The organism is Aestuariivita sp. (assembly GCF_021404545.1).
Taxonomy (GTDB): Bacteria; Pseudomonadota; Alphaproteobacteria; order Rhodobacterales; family Rhodobacteraceae; genus Aestuariivita.
Genome location: NZ_JAAWWD010000062.1, coordinates 89778 through 105248, shown reverse-complemented (window position 1 = coordinate 105248; position 15471 = coordinate 89778). Strand labels below are relative to the sequence as shown.

General features: G+C 63.9%; 18 protein-coding genes. 8 read left to right on the top strand and 10 right to left on the bottom strand.

Annotation, left to right across the window (positions count from 1 at the left end):
- Position 1 precedes the first annotated feature (1 nt).
- The 4 genes from HEP69_RS19785 to HEP69_RS19770 all read right to left on the bottom strand — a co-directional run bounded on the left by HEP69_RS19785 (position 2) and on the right by HEP69_RS19770 (position 3486).
- Positions 2-1456: an HlyD family efflux transporter periplasmic adaptor subunit gene (locus HEP69_RS19785; RefSeq protein WP_290560227.1), complete on the bottom strand. Its 1455-nt coding sequence runs from the start codon at positions 1454-1456 to the stop codon at positions 2-4.
- Positions 1457-1546: 90 nt separating this feature from the next.
- On the bottom strand, positions 1547-2089 hold the full coding sequence (moaB, locus tag HEP69_RS19780) for a molybdenum cofactor biosynthesis protein B (RefSeq protein ID WP_290560226.1): 543 nt from the start codon (positions 2087-2089) through the stop codon (positions 1547-1549).
- A gap of 6 nt (positions 2090-2095) precedes the next feature.
- On the bottom strand, positions 2096-2713 hold the full coding sequence (locus tag HEP69_RS19775) for a LysE family translocator (protein WP_290560225.1): 618 nt from the start codon (positions 2711-2713) through the stop codon (positions 2096-2098).
- A complete protein-coding gene (locus HEP69_RS19770; protein WP_290560224.1) occupies positions 2710-3486 on the bottom strand; it encodes a uracil-DNA glycosylase in 777 nt (258 codons plus the stop codon). The genes HEP69_RS19775 and HEP69_RS19770 overlap by 4 nt, the downstream gene beginning before the upstream one ends.
- Before the next feature lie 110 nt (positions 3487-3596).
- On the opposite strand from HEP69_RS19770, the gene HEP69_RS19765 reads away from it, so the two are divergent.
- The 5 genes from HEP69_RS19765 to plsY all read left to right on the top strand — a co-directional run bounded on the left by HEP69_RS19765 (position 3597) and on the right by plsY (position 7534).
- A complete protein-coding gene (locus HEP69_RS19765; protein WP_290560223.1) occupies positions 3597-4547 on the top strand; it encodes an aspartate carbamoyltransferase catalytic subunit in 951 nt (316 codons plus the stop codon).
- Positions 4547-5107, top strand: coding sequence for a hypothetical protein (locus HEP69_RS19760; RefSeq protein ID WP_290560221.1), 561 nt, complete (start codon positions 4547-4549; stop codon positions 5105-5107). Before HEP69_RS19765 ends, HEP69_RS19760 begins: the two co-directional genes overlap by 1 nt.
- Entirely contained in the window at positions 5104-5490 is a 387-nt protein-coding gene (locus HEP69_RS19755) for a hypothetical protein (protein WP_290560220.1), read from the top strand. The genes HEP69_RS19760 and HEP69_RS19755 overlap by 4 nt, the downstream gene beginning before the upstream one ends.
- A 150-nt stretch (positions 5491-5640) precedes the next feature.
- Positions 5641-6924: a dihydroorotase gene (gene pyrC / locus HEP69_RS19750; protein WP_290560218.1), complete on the top strand. Its 1284-nt coding sequence runs from the start codon at positions 5641-5643 to the stop codon at positions 6922-6924.
- 1 nt (position 6925) lies between these two features.
- Positions 6926-7534: a glycerol-3-phosphate 1-O-acyltransferase PlsY gene (plsY, locus tag HEP69_RS19745; protein WP_290560217.1), complete on the top strand. Its 609-nt coding sequence runs from the start codon at positions 6926-6928 to the stop codon at positions 7532-7534.
- Positions 7535-7656: 122 nt separating this feature from the next.
- Here plsY and HEP69_RS19740 read toward each other — a convergent pair whose 3' ends face one another.
- The 3 genes from HEP69_RS19740 to HEP69_RS19730 form a co-directional block, all read right to left on the bottom strand.
- On the bottom strand, positions 7657-9027 hold the full coding sequence (locus tag HEP69_RS19740) for a glutamate--cysteine ligase (RefSeq protein WP_290560216.1): 1371 nt from the start codon (positions 9025-9027) through the stop codon (positions 7657-7659).
- A 94-nt stretch (positions 9028-9121) separates the two neighbouring features.
- Complete coding sequence (locus HEP69_RS19735; RefSeq protein ID WP_290560215.1) at positions 9122-9646, bottom strand: hypothetical protein; 525 nt, start codon at positions 9644-9646, stop codon at positions 9122-9124.
- Positions 9643-10365: a 16S rRNA (uracil(1498)-N(3))-methyltransferase gene (locus HEP69_RS19730; RefSeq protein WP_290560214.1), complete on the bottom strand. Its 723-nt coding sequence runs from the start codon at positions 10363-10365 to the stop codon at positions 9643-9645. The genes HEP69_RS19735 and HEP69_RS19730 overlap by 4 nt, the downstream gene beginning before the upstream one ends.
- A gap of 11 nt (positions 10366-10376) precedes the next feature.
- On the opposite strand from HEP69_RS19730, the gene ubiA reads away from it, so the two are divergent.
- From ubiA to HEP69_RS19715, 3 genes are all read left to right on the top strand, one after another.
- Positions 10377-11339 (top strand): 4-hydroxybenzoate octaprenyltransferase, encoded by a 963-nt coding sequence (gene ubiA / locus HEP69_RS19725; protein ID WP_290560213.1) that lies wholly within the window; start codon positions 10377-10379, stop codon positions 11337-11339.
- A gap of 87 nt (positions 11340-11426) precedes the next feature.
- Positions 11427-13334, top strand: coding sequence for an OmpA family protein (locus HEP69_RS19720; RefSeq protein WP_290560212.1), 1908 nt, complete (start codon positions 11427-11429; stop codon positions 13332-13334).
- Positions 13321-13647, top strand: coding sequence for a hypothetical protein (locus tag HEP69_RS19715; protein ID WP_290560211.1), 327 nt, complete (start codon positions 13321-13323; stop codon positions 13645-13647). Before HEP69_RS19720 ends, HEP69_RS19715 begins: the two co-directional genes overlap by 14 nt.
- 428 nt (positions 13648-14075) lie before the next feature.
- Here the strand turns inward: HEP69_RS19715 and HEP69_RS19710 are convergent, their stop codons facing one another.
- From HEP69_RS19710 to pgsA, 3 genes are read right to left on the bottom strand one after another with little or no spacing between them, the layout of a single operon-like run.
- Positions 14076-14519, bottom strand: a complete 444-nt coding sequence (locus HEP69_RS19710; RefSeq protein ID WP_290560210.1) for a molybdenum cofactor biosynthesis protein MoaE — start codon at positions 14517-14519, stop codon at positions 14076-14078.
- Positions 14520-14524: 5 nt separating this feature from the next.
- On the bottom strand, positions 14525-14770 hold the full coding sequence (gene moaD / locus HEP69_RS19705) for a molybdopterin converting factor subunit 1 (protein WP_290560209.1): 246 nt from the start codon (positions 14768-14770) through the stop codon (positions 14525-14527).
- Positions 14770-15435, bottom strand: a complete 666-nt coding sequence (gene pgsA, locus HEP69_RS19700; RefSeq protein ID WP_290560208.1) for a CDP-diacylglycerol--glycerol-3-phosphate 3-phosphatidyltransferase — start codon at positions 15433-15435, stop codon at positions 14770-14772. Before pgsA ends, moaD begins: the two co-directional genes overlap by 1 nt.
- Positions 15436-15471 lie beyond the last annotated feature (36 nt).

The window sequence follows — 15471 nt, the reverse complement described above, 5'->3', positions numbered from 1 at the left end:
GTTACCCACCCATCCGGGCTTCGATGCGCCTCACCATCTGTTCGGGCACCCTCTCCTGCGCGAGTTGGTTCAGGATGCGGGTCTTGGCCGCCTCGGGCATGCGCGTGCTGCCCTCGACAAAGGCCACAAGCCGCGCGCGGCGTTCCGGCTCCAGTTGCAGCATCGCCTGCTCTTCGACACCGGGCGCGGCATCGCGCAAGGGCCGAACGCGAATACCGGCCCCCAGAAGCGGTGTGCGCGCCTGCACGACCTCGCGCCCGGTCAGGCCAACGCCGCGCAACAGCACATCATCCCCCTGTCGCCTGACCAGCGTCACGGGCAACGCCTCCAGCCGGTCATCGGAATCCAGCACCAGAACCGTCCCACCGGAACCGTAGGCCGAGGCAGGCAGGCGGACAACATTATCCACCGCAGGCTCCTGCACCGCCACGGTCACGAAATCGCCGGGCTTGAACCCGCGCGCGGTCTCAAGCGTGGCATAGAGCAGGCGCCCGGTCTGCACCTCACCGGGACCGGCGCTGTCGCGACTGATCCGACCGGTCGCGGTCAGTTCGGCCCCGGCCCCGTCCAGTGTCGCGGTGACATCCGCCGGGATCAGCACGCCACGGGTGTCCAGAAGGCGGGCATATTGGCTGGTCGAGACGCGAAACGCCACCTCAAGCTCGGCAGGGTCGATCAGCTCGGCCAGTTTTTCATTGGCCGACAGCAGACGCCCTTCGACCAGGGTCACATCGCTGAGCGTGCCGTCAAAGGCGGCAAACACCTCCGTCTCGGCCAGATCTCGTTCGGCCTGATCCAACGCAAGGCTGGCGCGCGCCAGACTGGTGGCCGCCTGATCCACACGGGCCTCGGCCTGAGCCTGGGCAATCCGGCGCGACAAAACCTGCTGACGCGCCTGGGCGGCGGCAAGCTCGGCGGTTTCCACTGCCGCCGCGGTGCCTACGCCGCGCGCCTCCAGATCCTGCTGACGGCGAAACGCGCGGTCGCGCAGAATTGCCTGCTCCTGCGCTGCGGCCAACTCATCGCCCGCCAGCGCGAGCGAACGATCGGCGTCACGGACCTCTGCCTGGGCGTCCAGAAGGTCACTGCGGGCCCGGTCGCGCAGCGATTGCGCATCCGCCGGATCAATGCGGAGCAACAGTTGACCGGCCTCCACCACACCCCCTTCGGTGAACTCTGTCGCCAACCAAACCACACGCCCAGAGGTCGCGGTGCGCAGTTCCAGGGTCCGGCGGCTCTGCACCTGGCCGAAGGCTTCGAGGAGGGGCGTTTCGCGCCCGGCAACCGCGCGGATCACATTGACGGCGAATACCCGTTCGCGCGCGGGCGGTGCTGTGCGCTCATCCGACATCCGGTCCTGTACGGCCGCGCCGATCAGCTGCCCGGCATAGACCAAGAGGCCCAACGTCACAGCCGTCAGGAAAACGCCCACAAGGCTTTGTCGCAAAAAGCGCATTCGTCACCTACTTCACCGCACACCTGCCCTTCTAAACGTAGCGAGCGTGCAAAAAATGCCAAGGCACAAGGGTGTTAACGCAAAGGCGCGTTACTTCCGTCGCTGATGTTCATCCAGCCGGGGCAGAATCTCGACGAAGTTGCAGGGTCGGTGACGATAATCGAGCTGCATGGACAGAATTTCATCCCAGGCATCCTTGCAGGCGCCCGGGCTGCCCGGAAGAGCAAAGAGATAGGTGCCACCGGCCACGCCGCCAGTGGCGCGCGACTGCACCGCGCTGGTGCCGATCTTTTTCATCGACACGATGGTAAAGACCGTACCGAAGGCGTCGATCTCCTTTTCATAGACGTCCCTATGCGCCTCGACCGTCACATCACGGCCGGTCAGCCCGGTACCCCCGGTCGAGATCACGACGTCAATCTCCGGGTCAGCCACCCAGGCGCGCAGCTGATCGGCGATTTCGGCCCGCTCATCGCGCAGGATGCTCCGGGCGGCAATCGTATGACCCGCCGCTTCGATCCGGTCGACCAGCACCTGGCCCGAACGATCCTGTGACAGATCGCGACTGTCGGACACCGTCAGAACCGCAATGCGGATCGCCAAGAATTCCTTGCTTTCATCCAGTCGCGACATCGCGCCTTACCTTTCCACAATGGCAAGCCTCAGGGCGAGGCCCGCGAAAATCGTTCCACTGACCCAGCCCAGGATGCGACGGGCCAGGAGCGACCCCGTCAGCATCCGACCCGCCCCGCCAGCAAAAAATCCCACCCCCGCATTCACCACAAAGCCGCCCAGGCTGAGGATCGCGCCTAGGATCAGGAACTGCGCCAGCACAGGCCCTTTGGCGGGATCGACGAATTGCGGCAGAAAGGCCAGCACAAAGAGGATCACCTTGGGATTTGTCAGGTTGACATAGAGGCCCGACCGGAACGCTCGCTTGGCGGTCATCGGGTCGGCACCGATAGGTCGCGTCCGGTTCCGGACTGCACCCGCCGCGAGATAGAGCAGATAGGCCACGCCGACCCAGCGGATCAGGTCGAACGCCCAAGGGACCGCGGCCACGACGGCGCCCAGCCCCAATCCAGCAAGTGTCACATGGATCATACCTCCGACAGACACGCCCGCGCTGGCGGCCATCGCGGGCCGCGCTCCCGCGCGCAGGCCCTGGCCCAGGCAGAACATCATGTCTGCTCCGGGCGTGAGGTTCAGCACCAAAGCGGCCGGGACAAAGGTCAGGAGCGTGACGGGGTCAATCATGCGATCAGCCGCGCCTTGAGCTCCAAGAGATCGGCCCAGGTCTCGCGCTTGGCGGCGGGTTGGCGCAAGAGGTAGGCCGGGTGAAACATCGGCATGACCGGCCTGCCATATGCCTCGGCCCATGTGCCGCGCAGCCGGGTGATACCGCGTTTGCCCAGCACCGCGTGGCAACTGATATTGCCCATCACAACCAGCAGATCGGGCGCGGCAAGCTCGACATGGCGCTGCAAGAAGGGCTGCATCATCGCGATCTCTTCAGGTTTGGGATCGCGGTTTTGCGGCGGGCGCCAGGGTAGAACATTGGTGATATAGACAGAACTCCCGCGGCTCAGATCGATCGCCGCCAGCATCCGATCCAGAAGCTGGCCCGCGCGCCCGACAAAGGGCCTGCCCTCCCGGTCCTCGTCACGTCCGGGCGCTTCACCGATTATCATCACCCGCGCGCCGGGTGTGCCATCGGCAAAAACCAGATTGCGCGCCCCGCGCTTCAGCTCGCAATGCTCATAGCTTTGCAGCGCGGCGCGCAACGCGGGCAGATCCCCCGCCCCTTGCGCCGCCATGCGCGCCGCCTCGACCGGATCGGCCACATCCGCCGGTCCCTCGGCCTGGATCGGGGTACGCGTCTCGGACGGGGGCTTCACGGCGGGCGCCTTTGGTCGATCCGCAAGCGCATACCGGTCGATGGGCGTATCGCAGATTGCCTCATCCGCCCCCAGCTCGACCAGCCAGTCGAGATATGTCCGCGCCAGATGCGCCTGATCAACCGATTCCATGCCCGCAAGCTACCTGTCTGCGCGATGACATAAAATCCCCCTCTGTGCCGCCTTGCCCGCCGACGCGTCCCTTCCTATAAGGCCCCAGCCGCAATGGGAGAGCGCCCGACATGTCCTTCGCGCATCGCCACCTTCTGGGGATCGAGCCGCTTGGTCCTGCCGATATCGAGGCCATCCTCAATCTGGCCGATCAGTATGTCGTGCTGAACCGCCAGGCCAACAAACATTCCGACGTTTTGGCAGGTCTCACCCAGATCAATATGTTCTTTGAAAACTCCACCCGGACTCAGGCCAGTTTCGAACTGGCGGGCAAGCGGCTGGGCGCGGATGTGATGAACATGGCGATGCAGGCAAGCTCGGTCAAAAAGGGCGAGACGCTGATTGACACCGCACTGACACTGAACGCGATGCATCCCGATCTGCTGGTCGTGCGCCACCCCAATTCAGGCGCCGTGGATCTGTTGGCGCAGAAAGTGAACTGCGCGGTTCTGAACGCAGGCGACGGGCGCCACGAACATCCCACGCAGGCGCTTTTGGATGCGCTCACCATCCGGCGGGCCAAAGGGCGGCTGCACCGGCTGAGCATCGCGATTTGCGGCGATATCGCCCATTCCCGCGTGGCCCGCTCGAACATCCTGCTTCTGGGCAAGATGGAAAGCCGGATCCGGCTGATCGGCCCGCCCACCCTGATGCCAGCGCAGATCGCCGAGTTCGGGGTCGAGGTTTACGACGACATGCGCGAGGGGCTAAAGGACGTGGACGTGGTGATGATGCTGCGCCTTCAGAAAGAGCGGATGGATGGCGGGTTCATCCCGTCGGAGCGCGAGTACTTTTATCGCTTTGGTCTGGATGCCGAGAAACTGGCGCTGGCCAAGAATGATGCCATCGTGATGCATCCGGGCCCGATGAACCGTGGCGTGGAGATCGACGGCGAGATCGCCGATGACATCAACCGCTCGGTCATTCAGGAACAGGTCGAGATGGGCGTGGCCGTGCGTATGGCCGCGATGCATCTTCTGGCCCGCAACCTGCGCGACGCGCGCGCCCAAGGAGCGGCGTGATGCGGGTCGCGGCGCAGGAACGCGGGCGGCTGCATGTGTTTGCGGTCAACCGGCCCAAAGGCGATATCGCGCTGCATCACACGCCGGCCACGACGGGGGCCAATCGGTTGCAACCCAGCCATGACGTACTGACCGATTTGACCGGCACGCCGGATCTCGACCCCAGCGGGGCCGAGCTGATCCCGCTGGAGGATCTGGCCGATCTGGGCCTCAGCGGGTATCTCGCCGAGGGCTATGATGTTGAAGCCGCCGCACTCGCACCTCTGTGCCGCAAGCTCGACGCGCTCGAAGGGTATGGCCTGATCCTGCGTTCCTCGGCCTTTGGCGGACGCGCCTTTACCCTGGCCGAGACCGCAGATCTGACCCATATCGCGAGCTTTGATCAGCCGGGAACGGATTGGTCTTCCTCGGGCACGCTGCCTTCGGAGGCGGCCAAGCCCTATAGCGCGCAGCTCGCCTCCCCCCGTGAGGCCCGCGCCCGGGCACAGCGGATGGGTGGGATGATCTTCGCCGCCTTCATGGTGGTCATTTTCGCCTTTCTCTGGATGATACTCGAATGACCGAGCCGATCCGTTTCATCGCCGACCGCAACGCCTATATCCGCAGCCATACCTGGATGGCGGCCCTGGGCATGGGAGGGGCGATGGCGATCCTGTGGGTGATCGGCAACCCGCATGTCTGGACCGGTGCAATTGCCGGGCTTGCCGCGATCACGCTGCGCGGCTGGTATCTGGCCTCCGAAGAGCTGGCGGTCGTCTGGGTCATCGAGGACGAGCGGATCAAGGGCCCGATGGAGCGCAATATCGCGCTCAGCGACATCGCCAAGCTGCGTACATTGGGCAGCATGGTGCAGATCATCACGCATGGGGGCGACAAACATCTGATCAAGTATCAGTCCGACCCCCAGGCCACCGTCGCCCGCATCGAGGCCGCACGCCGATGAAAGAGCCACGCCCCGATCCAAAAATGTCCGGTCGCGTCGCGATGCTGGCGTTGGTTGCCATGTTCATCTTTGTCGGTTTGATGGTGTGGATCGCGGGATGAGACGGGCGATGTGCCAGCACGTCCGCACCCGGCAACACGAGGAGCCGCAATGACCGATATCCTCTTTCAGAATGCCCGTCTGATTGATCCCGAAGCAGGCACCGACAGCCGCGGCTGGTTGCGCGTGCGCGCAGGCCAGATCACCGCGGCGGGCGTCGGCGATACCGAGACGGCGACAGGCGAAGAGGTCATCGACTGTGGGGGCAAATGCCTCGCCCCCGGTCTGGTAGATCTGGGCGTGAAAGTTTGCGAGCCGGGAGAACGGCACAAGGAAAGCTATCGCTCTGCCGGGTTGGCGGCGGCTGCGGGTGGCGTGACAACAATGATCACACGGCCCGACACCTCCCCCACCATCGACAGCCCTGAAACACTGGAATTCGTGACGCGTCGCGCAAATGAAGCCGCCCCTGTGAACGTCCTGCCCATGGCGGCGCTGACCAAGGGACGACAAGGGCGAGAGATGACCGAGATCGGCTTTTTGCTGGATGCGGGTGCCGTGGCCTTTACCGATTGCGACCATGTGGTGCGCGACACCAAGGTTTTCGCCCGCGCGCTCAGCTATGCGCGCTCGTGCGGCGCGCTGGTCATCGCCCATCCTCAGGAACCGGGACTATCCTCCGGCGCGGCGACGACATCCGGCAAATTCGCATCCTTGCGCGGCCTGCCCGCCGTCTCGCCCATGGCCGAGCGGATGGGGCTGGATCGCGACATCGCTCTGATTGAGATGACCGGCGCGCGCTATCACGCAGACCAGATAACCACGGCTCGGGCCCTGCCCGCGCTTGAACGCGCACGCGTCAACGGGTTTGACATCACCGCAGGTGTGTCGATCCATCATCTGACGCTCAATGAGCTGGATGTGGCCGACTACCGGACCTTTTTTAAGGTCAAACCGCCGCTGCGCTCGGAAGGCGACAGGATCGCGGTGGTGGAGGCTGTGCGCACCGGCCTGATCGACGTGATTTCGTCGATGCACACGCCACAGGATGAAGAAAGCAAGCGGCTGCCCTTTGAAGAGGCCGCAAGCGGGGCCGTCGCGCTGGAAACGCTGTTGCCTGCCGCGTTGCGCCTTTATCATGCGGGCGATCTGGATCTCCCAACGCTCTTTCGCGCGATGGCACTGAACCCGGCACGGCGGTTGGGGCTGGCATCGGGCCGTCTGTCCGCCGGATCGCCTGCGGATCTGGTGCTGTTCGACCCGGACGTGCCTTTCGTTCTGGATCGCGCCACCTTGCAGTCGAAGTCCAAAAACACGCCGTTTGACGGCCAGCGCATGCAAGGCCGGGTCCTGGCGACATATGTGGCGGGCCAAGACGTATATCGGAGACCTTAGGATGCCAGAGCTGATCTCCTCACCTGCAACGCTGCTGATCTGGGCCATTGTGGGGTATTTTCTGGGCTCGATCCCGTTTGGTGTGATCGTGGCGCGGGCCAAGGGTCTGGGCAATCTGCGCCAGATCGGGTCGGGCAATATCGGGGCCACCAATGTTCTGCGGACAGGCAACAAGGGGGCTGCCGCGCTGACGCTGATCCTGGATGGCGGCAAGGGGGCGGTTGCGGTGCTGATCGCGCGCAGCCTGGCGCCGGATGATGCGGTACAGCTGGCGGCGCTGGCGGCCTTTGTCGGGCATTGCTTTCCGGTGTGGCTGCGGTTTCGCGGAGGCAAGGGCGTGGCCACGTTTTTGGGAGTGTGGCTGGCATTTGCCTGGCCGGTGGGGTTGGCCTGCTGTGCCACTTGGCTATCGGCGGCAGCGGTGACGCGGATCTCGTCGATGGGCGCGTTGATGGCCGCGTCGCTGTCAACACTCTGGGTGGTCTTTCTGGGCGTGCCGGACGCGTTTCTGTTGGGGATCGTCCTGACCTTGCTGATCTTTTTTCGGCACCGGGAGAACATCGCGCGGATTCGGGCCGGAACTGAACCCCGGATCGGCTCGAAGGGGTGACCCATTTTCTGACACAGAAAATGGACAGAATTTGACGCAAATTCTGGGCGCAACCCGCCCGGGTACGCGCCCAATTTCTGTATCAGAAATTGGCCAGAAACTGCGTCAGTTTCTGGCCCCGACTAGTAACTGTACTCGGCATAAACCCGGCTCAGATCGCCGCCCCAATCACCGTGATAGTGGTCGAGCAACTCATCGGCGGGCACCTTACCGATCGCCAAGCTCTCTTTGAGTGCGTTCAGGAAATGGGTCTCGTCGGGCACCAGCCCTCCTGCGCCCGGCATCGCCCGAGCCCTCAGACCGGCATCCGCCAGGGACACCACCTCGGCAGCCAGGTCTGCCATGCGGATCCCATTGACACGGGCCTTCAACCCGTCCTCGCTGGCCGCGATCCGCAACGCCTCGCGCTGCGCGGACGTCCAGTTCTTGACCAGATCCCAGGCGGCATCGAGCGCGCCCTGATCATACATCAACCCAACCCAAAAGGCCGGCAACGCACAAAGCCTGCGCCAAGGTCCGCCATCCGCGCCGCGCATTTCGATGAATTTCTTTACGCGCGCTTCGGGAAAGATCGTCGTCAGGTGATCGGCCCAATCGGACAGGGTCGGTGTCTCGCCCGGCAAAGCAGGCAGCTCGCCTTCCAGAAAATCCCGAAACGACTGGCCCAGCGCGTCGATATACTCCCCATCGCGATAGACGAAATACATCGGCACATCGAGGGCGTAGTCGGCCCAGGCCTCGAACCCGAACCCCTCGTCAAAGACAAACGGCAAGGTGCCCGTCCGATCCGCATCAAGATCGCGCCACACCCGGCTGCGCCAGCTTTTGTGACCATTGGGCGCGCCTTCAAAAAACGGGGAATTGGCGAACAGCGCGGTCGCCACCGGCTGCAACGCCAGCGCCACACGCATTTTCCGCACCATATCCGCCTCTGACGCGAAATCGAGGTTCACCTGCACCGTACAGGTTCGGCGCATCATCACCTGGCCCATGGTACCGACCTTTTGCATATAGGCATCCATGAGCTTGTACCGCCCCTTGGGCATCATCGGCATCTCGTCATGGGTCCAGACCGGCGCCGCACCCAGCCCGATCCAGCCGACACCGATCTTGTCCGAGATATCCTTGACGTCGGCCAGATGCGCGTTCACCTCGTCGCAGGTCTCGTGGATCGTCTCAAGCGGCGCACCGGACAGCTCCAGCTGTCCCCCCGGCTCAAGCGAGACATTGGCCCCGTCCTTTTCCAGCCCAATCAGCTTGCCGCCTTCGCTCAAGGGCGCCCAACCATGATGATCACGCAAGCCCTCCAGCACCGCCAGAATGGAGCGTTCGCCCTCATAGGGCAGCGGTTTCAGCGTATCCTTGCAATAGCCGAACTTCTCATGCTCGGTGCCGATGCGCCAGTCATCCCTGGGCTTGCACCCATCAGCAAGATATTCGGCAAGTTGTTCGTGACGTTCGATGGGCCCGCCGCCGGATTGAGGTATGGACATGGACAGGCCTCCGCGCTGTATTTCGCGCCAGTGGTGAAACGGTTGCCCCGAGGTGTCAAGGCGCGATTTCGTGTGTCGGGACCCACCACACCTCTCAGTCCCGCGCCAGCGCAGATATCACACCGGGGTCGCGCCGCCAGATCACAACCGGCCCTTCGGGCATCGTCTTGAGCATCGAAAGCATGTGCTGGGTCCGAATGCCGGGAAGGCTGGTAAACGCGTCAAAGAGAGCTTCGGCCCCTTCGGCATCGACCGGCACCGCTAGATCGGGCTGACCGGGTTGCGACAATATCCAATGGGCGGGATGCGCCGTCGGATCGAGGGTCAGTGAGGAGACTTCCCGCAGCGCCACCACCCCACCGGTCAGCGGCCCGAAATAGACCACCTGCCCCTCATCCACCGCGACCACGCCCATGCCGCCGCCACCGCGCCGGAACCGCGTGCGCTGAACTCCAACGACCAGCAAAGCGATGGCGACGGCAATGGCCGCATAGCCCAGCCAGACCGTCAGCCCGCGGCCCAGGATCATCCAGACGCCCAGCGCCCCCAATGTCAGCGCCGTCAACACCTCGCGCAGGCGCCAGATGAGCGCGCGCGCCTCGGGGCGAATGAAACTCATCTCCAGTCCCCCAGCGCCTGCTGCCAGAGGGTCATCGCGGCCACGGCCGCGGTATCGGCGCGCAGGATGCGGGGGCCCAGGCTGACCACATGGGCAAAGGGCAGACCGGCAAGCCGAACACGCTCGGCCTGGGAAAAGCCGCCTTCGGGGCCGATCAGAATCGCCCAGGGGCCAGGATGCGCGTCACTCAGGTCTCGTCCCGCGCCTGCCTCGGCCTCATCGCAGAACATCAGCTTCCGCCCAGCGGGCCAGTCGGCCAGCACCCGATCCAGTTTTTGCAGATCGGTGACCTGGGGTACGAATGTGCCGCCGCATTGCTCGGCCGCCTCGACCGCATGCGCCTGGAGGCGGTCCTGGCGCAGCCGCTCGGCATTGGTGAAGGCGGTCTGCACCGGGATGATCCGCGCCGCGCCCATTTCAGCGGCCTTTTCAACGATGAAATCGGTACGCGCCTTTTTGATCGGCGCAAACAAGAGCCACAGATCGGGCGGCAGGCTGAGCGCCCGCGTCCGTTCGGCCACGGCCAGCGTTCCGCCACGTTTGCCCGCCTCGGCCACCTGGGCGCGCCACTCGCCGTCGCGCCCGTTAAACAGCAGCACCTCAGAGCCCGTAGCCTGCCGCATCACCCCGAAGAGGTAATGCGCTTGGTCACGCGTCAAAGGAACCGATTGCCCCGCCCCCAAAGGGTGCTCTACATAAAGCCGGATTTTCACAGTCATGAGCCCTAGATATGCAAGGCCACGCGCCAACGCCAGACGGACAGGTCGCCGATGCAGCAAAAGACAACTGGGTCGACCGCTGGGCGCCTGCCGCCACGCGGCCCTATCTGCGGCTGAGCCGGGCGGACAGGCCCATCGGCACATGGCTACTGTTGATCCCGTGCTGGTGGGGCCTTGCGCTGGCCATCCTGCATGACGGGCAGCCGCGATGGGAGGACGCCTGGATCGCGCTGGGATGTGCGATGGGCGCCTGGCTCATGCGGGGCGCGGGCTGCACCTGGAACGACATCACCGACCGCGATTTCGACGGCGCGGTAGAGCGCACCCGGTCGCGGCCGATCCCCTCGGGCCAGACAAGCGTGCGCGGCGCGATCATCTGGATGGGCGCACAGGCGCTTGCCGCCCTCGCGATCCTGCTGACCTTCAACACCACGGCAATCGCCTTGGGCATCCTGGCGCTGGTGCCGGTCGTGATCTATCCCTTTGCCAAGCGTTTTACCTGGTGGCCGCAGGCCTTTCTGGGGCTGGCGTTCAACTGGGGCGCGCTTTTGGCCTGGGCAGCGCATACCGGTACGCTGCATCCCGCGCCAATGATCCTCTATGTGGCGGGGATCGTCTGGACACTGTTTTATGACACGATCTATGCGCATCAGGATGCCGAGGATGACGCGCTGATCGGGATCAAATCCACCGCACGACTTTTTGGTGACAACTCACCGCAATGGCTGCGCCGGTTTCTGGTGAGCACCGTCCTGTTGATGGCGCTGGCAGTCTTTTGGGCGTTGTTGCCCGGGGCCAATCCACTGGTTCTGGCGCTGGCGCTCATCGGCTGTTGGGCGATGGGCGTGCATATGACCTGGCAATTGCGCCGATTCGATCCGGAAAACGTCCCGCGCCTGTTGCGCCTGTTTCAGTCCAATCGCGACGCAGGCCTTATTCCGCTGGTGTTCTTGTGCATCGCGATCCTGATCTGATTGCGATCCGGGCGGACAGGGCGTATCACTCCGGTCAAACGCCGCGTGCGGCGTGACCCTGGACATAAAAGCCGAGCCTGTCTGCTGATGCGCCTTTCATCCGTTGTCATTGTCGCTGCAATGTTCACAGGCGCCGCCGTGATCAGCCTGGTGACGGCCGGATTCGCCGTCCGGCTTATCGAAAACGGGTCCGAGATCAGCGTGCGCAACACCCTTGATCAAAACGATCTGACCTGGGCCGAGGTGCAGGCCGACGGCCTGACGGTGACGCTGTCGGGCACCGCCCCATCCGAGGCGTTTCGGTTTCAGGCGATCAGTACGACCGGCACAGTGGTCGATGCGGCCCGAGTGATCGACGAGATTGAGGTGATAGACGCCGTCGGTGTGGTGGCGCCGCGGTTTTCAGCCGAGATTCTGCGCAATGACAGCGGTATTTCTCTGATCGGGCTGATCCCCGCCACATCGGATCGAACCGGGTTTGTCGATGCGCTGGAGGCGCTTGCGGGCGATCTGCCGGTCATTGATCTGTTGGAGACCGCCGACTATCCCGCGCCGGATGGATGGGAGGACGCGCTGGGTTTTGCGCTGACCGCGCTGGCCAAGCTGCCGCGCGCCAAGATCTCGGTCGATCCCGGCCAGATCGAGATCACCGCCATTGCCGACAGCGTTGAGGAAAAGGCCGAACTGGAAGCCCGTCTGGCCCGCCGTGCGCCACCGGCTTTGCGGATTTCGATGGACATTGCGGCACCGCGCCCGGTGATCACCCCCTTTACGCTGCGCTTTGTGCTGAACGAGGATGGCGGACGGTTCGATGCCTGCTCGGCCGAGGATGAGGAGGCGCAAGTCCGCATCCTGAACGCCGCCACAGCCGCCGGCCTGACCGAGACGGGCCGATGCACCATCGGCATGGGCGTGCCGACGCCGAGCTGGGCCGATGCGGCAGAGCTGGCGCTGGCCGCCGTTGCCGATCTGGGCGGGGGAACGGTGACATTCTCGGATGCCGATGTCTCGCTCGTCGCACTTCAAGGCACCGAGGAGAGGCTCTTTGACCGGGTGGTGGGTGAGCTGGAAAACGATCTGCCGGATGTCTTTGCGCTTTATGCCAGCCTGCCCGCGCCCGAAACACCCACCGCCGAAGGCCCGCCGGAATTCACCGCGACGCTCAGCCCCGAAGGTCTGGTCCAGCTGCGTGGCCGGCTCAGCGATCCGGCCCTGCGTGATCTGGCCGACAGCTATGCCCGCGCGCGCTTCGGATCGGCCAGCGTCCATACGGCGGCCCGCGTGGTCGAAGGACTGCCGCTGGATTGGCCGCTGCGGGTGCTGACCGGGCTGGAGGCTCTCTCGCATCTTGAAAACGGGTCTCTGCGGGTGACGCCGGATAATGTCGCGCTGCGGGGGCTGACCCACGCCACGGACACCAGCGACGTGATCGCGCGGCTGCTGTCGGACAAGCTGGGCGAAACCGAAACCTTTGAGATCAATGTAGTCTTTCGCGAACCGCCCCCGCCCACCGATATCCCGCCCTCACCTGAAGATTGTGAAATCGGCCTGGCCGAAATCATGAGCGAAGGCCAGATCACCTTCGAGCCAGGCTCGGCCACTATCGACGCGGGATCGCTCGACACGATGAACGCGATTGCGGATCTGTTGGCGGAATGCGGCGATATTCGGTTGGAAATTCAGGGCCATACCGATAGTCAGGGCCGCGAGGTGATGAATGAGCAGCTTAGCCAGGCGCGCGCGCAGTCGGTGTTGAGCGAGCTGCGCAGCCGTCGCATCCTGACCACGAATTACACCGCCAAGGGTTACGGCGAAACCCGACCCATCGCCGATAACGGCACCGAGGCCGGGCGCGACGCCAACCGTCGGATCGAGTTTCGGCTGATCCGGCCCGAACCCTCGGTGACCGAGGCCGAACAAACGCTCGATGCCATGGCAGAGGACGCCGCGGCAGAGGCGGACGGGGATGAAGGAACACCCGATGAACAGAACTGAGTTTATCATCACCACGGCGATCATTCTGTTTGTGGCCTTTGCCCTGGGCTGGTTTGCCAATTGGCTGGTGCACCGGTTCACCCGCGTTTCATCGGCCGATATGGGCGAGCTGGAGCGGATGAGCCAGGAGTTGCACGAGGCCGAAGAGACACGGGACCAGGCGATCACCTATCTGCAACAGCGCGAAGCCGAGCTGACCAACCAGCTCAGCCAGACCGAAGCCGAACTGACCGCAGCGATGGAAGGTCTGCGCGATGCCCGCCAGGAGGCCGAAGAGCTGCGCGGCGAGTTGGAGCGCGTGCGCCACGCGTGACAATACGGCCTGAGCAGATCTTGCGCAGCGGGCAGCGGGGCATGTCACAGCCCGCGCCATGCAACGACAGGTTCGGACTTGGGCCATACGAGCCCTGATTGCCGGTTTTCTGCACGGGCTGAAGGATGGCACGTGCAGCACATGCAGGGACACGATGTGTTACAGACCGCACCGAGAGCACCCGGAACGACGAATGAACCGATCTGGATCCCCGGCGCCTGCCCGGTCGGCACATATGCTATCCGACAACGCCAGCGCGTGGGTCTGTTGGGCCGCCACGATGTGGTCAAAGGCGCCGCCGCCCGCAAGAGATCCAGGGGCTCTGCACGCTTGTGGGTTGGGGGCCCTGACCCTCTGTCAGAGGGCTCTTTCCTGAAACAGTCCTCGTCAGGTCATCTGCCGTCCTGGCACAGTTGTGATATGATCGCCTACCACCGGCTCAGCGCGTCTTCGTCCGCGTCTTTGGCCGAGACCCAGGAGGCGTCTGCGCCGATATGTTCTTTTTTCCAAAACGGAGCGCGGGACTTGAGATAGTCCATCAGATATTCGGCAGCCTCGAAGGCGTCCTTGCGATGAGGCGCTGCGGTTGCCACCATCATGATCAACGCGCCCGGCTCCAGCCTTCCATAGCGATGGATGACGAGCACGTCCCCCAGGCTCCAGCGGCTCTGGGCCTGCTGCGCGATCTCGGTCAGGGCGGCCTCGGTCATGCCGGGGTAATGCTCGATTTCCATCGCGTCCAGATCGCCGGTCGCCAGATCGCGCACCACGCCGGTGAACGTCACGATCGCTCCCATATCGCGGTGCCCGGCGGCAAAGCGGTTGGCCTCATCGCCCAGATCGAACGGGGCCTCCTGAACCACAATGCGCATGCGGGCTAGCCCCCTGTCATCGGCGGGAAGAACGCCACTTCGCGCGCGCCTTTGAGCGGAGCGTCGAAATCAGTTAGCTTCTGGTCGACCGCCACGCGCAAGGCCGACACATCGGCAAAGGCGGCCTCATACCGGTCCTCGCGGGCGCGCAACTCCGCGACCAGATCGCCAACGGTTTCCGCCTCGCTCTCGACCTCTTCCATGGGGTGGCCAATCCGTTCACGGACCCATGCGAAATACAATACGTTCATCAGCGCCTCTCCCTTAGATACGGCATCGCCTTGCGCAGGTAATCATATCCGGTGACCAAGGTCAGCCCCGCCGCCAGCCACAAGAGCCACAACCCCAGGCGCCCCGTCCATTCCATGGCGATGAATTTCCATTTCAGCCCTTGCAGGTCTTCCACTTCACCCATCATGATCCGGTCGACCAGCGCCTGATCCATGCCCCAGGCGGACATACCCAGATAATGCTCGAATATGCCTTGGGCAAAGAGTACGGAAATGGCCAGCATCTGGACCGTCGTTTTCCATTTGGCCAGTGGCGTAACCTTGAGCGTTCCTGCCGTATCGCCCAGGTATTCGCGCAGACCCGACACGAAGACTTCACGAAAGAGGATAAACGTGGCGGGCAACACCAGCCAGGGCGACATCGACGAGTAACCCACGATCACCATCAGAGCGATGACAACCATCGCCTTGTCGGCAATCGGGTCCAGCATCGCACCCAGCTTGGTCTCCTGTTTCCAGGCGCGGGCCAGATAGCCATCGAACCAATCGGTAATCGCCGCCGACAAGAACAGGACCAGAGCGAACCAGTCCGCGTAAGGCCGGTTGAAATAGAGAAACATCACCGCGACACTCGGCGCGGCCAGCAGCCGCAGAAGCGTCAGGATATTGGGAATGTTCCACTGCATGGCCGTTGACTACCCGCTCTGAAGCGCGCCGGAAAG